The sequence below is a fragment of the Aquiflexum sp. genome (genome assembly GCF_977115555.1).
In genome coordinates this window covers 1-1,619 of the sequence record NZ_CDSBKL010000621.1, presented here as the reverse complement: position 1 = coordinate 1,619, position 1,619 = coordinate 1, and the positions used below count along the sequence as shown (strand labels likewise).

Genomic DNA, 1,619 nt, shown 5'->3' with positions numbered 1-1,619 from the left:
ATGAAAGTCCTCTGTATTACAAGCAAGTTCCGCAGAGTATGGAGTATTTGAAGAACCTGAAAAAATGAATATTTGCATGGTCATATTGTCCATAGTCGACAGACCATAGTCCACGGCCACGGCAAATGAACTTCAGTCCAAGTCCTAAATGACGGTGTCAACAAGGCGTATCTATTTTTGAATAAGTTGGAATAAATACAATATCAATTAGTATCCAATATCCATAAATATCAACTTTAGCTAGAAGCTCTAATTCTTATGAAACATTGGATCATTTTTTCCTAATTATCCTCCTAAAAAACTGTTTCTCTTTTTCCCAAAAGAAAGTAAACTGTCCAAAAACAAATCCCCACAATAGGAGAATGATCTGGTAAAGCGGCAAGACCAAGAGCAGGTAGAGGACTGTTTTCCAAAATCCGCCTCTTTCCATACTGACTCCCAAAAAGTCAAAAATCGGTTTTTTGATAAACAAAATGGTAAAACCAGTCAATGCAAAAACGATCAAAACAAGCACCACTTGCGTCAGGCTTTTCAAGTTCCATTTGGCTTGGAGCTTGGTAAGAAAATTAGGTTTCGATTCTTTGGACATCTGGTTTTTGTATTGTTGACAAAAAAGAATCAACCACCATTTATTTGTGAGTGTTTGCTAAAATTCAATTTTCTACTCTGAAAACCGGGTAGCGGTTGTGTTCTTTTTCCTTCCAAGGCGAGCGTTCATGAACCCATCTCAATTGGGCTTGGGCACTTTTAGCCAATTCTTCATTTTTTGATTTTTCTTCTTCAAGCTGTTTCCTGAGTTCGGGATTTTGCTTTAGGTATTCAGCAGCCAAATCTTCAAAAACATAGGCTGAAAAACCTTCTTTGGCTTGTAGAATGGTGTCAAAGAAATTCCATGCAAAGAAACTGTCTTCTCCCTGTGGTTCCAAAACTTCCATGATGTAGCGGTTGGTTTCCTGATCCATTTCAATCATGAAATCCCCTTTTCTGAAAGTGACAGCAGTTTTGGATTTTTCTATCTGAATATTGGTATGGAGGTAGTGTCCTTCAAATGGCCGTTGGGAAGTCTGAAAATCTTTGATATGATAGACAGTAACCTGTATGGTAGTGTCCAATTTCAGTTTTTCCATTTGGACACCGTTTCTTTGAAGATTTTCAATCACCGGGAACCAAGCTTGGGGAATGATATAGGCTTTTGGTTTTTCGATGACCAAACCATCAGAATAGGTATCAAAGAATTTTACTTCTTTGGAAAACGGTTTCGTCCGGTCATAATATAGCCTGGGAAGCCCTGAGATTTCAGATGGTTTTTGGCCGGATTCATAGCCCTTAAACTCAATCAGGGAATTTTGATCTTTGTCCAAAACATGGTTTAAGGCAAATTCCTTTTGGTTTTTTCTTGCCAAGCGGTCTGCCTTGGCCATTTCTACGATTTTATCACCGTCCTTTTGGAAGACTTCTATAAAGGTTTCAAACAGCGCATAGGTGGATTTCACCCTTTGGTCATAAGGCTTCAGCATGTGTGTTTCCGGCATGAAACTCAAAGTGCTGAAAAGTGCCGCATAGCCGCTGCTGTACCTGCCGCTGTCTTTGAATTGGTTCCAACCGTCTTCAGGTTTAGA

General features: G+C 39.2%; 1 protein-coding gene and 1 pseudogene. Both read right to left on the bottom strand.

All coding sequences use genetic code 11. The features are described from left to right. Positions 1-271: 271 nt before the first annotated feature. A complete protein-coding gene (locus tag ACZFYI_RS20170; protein WP_462525914.1) occupies positions 272-589 on the bottom strand; it encodes a DUF6787 family protein in 318 nt (105 codons plus the stop codon). Positions 590-653: 64 nt separating this feature from the next. After that, a pseudogene (locus tag ACZFYI_RS20165) lies at positions 654-1,619 on the bottom strand (hypothetical protein); the annotation flags it as partial.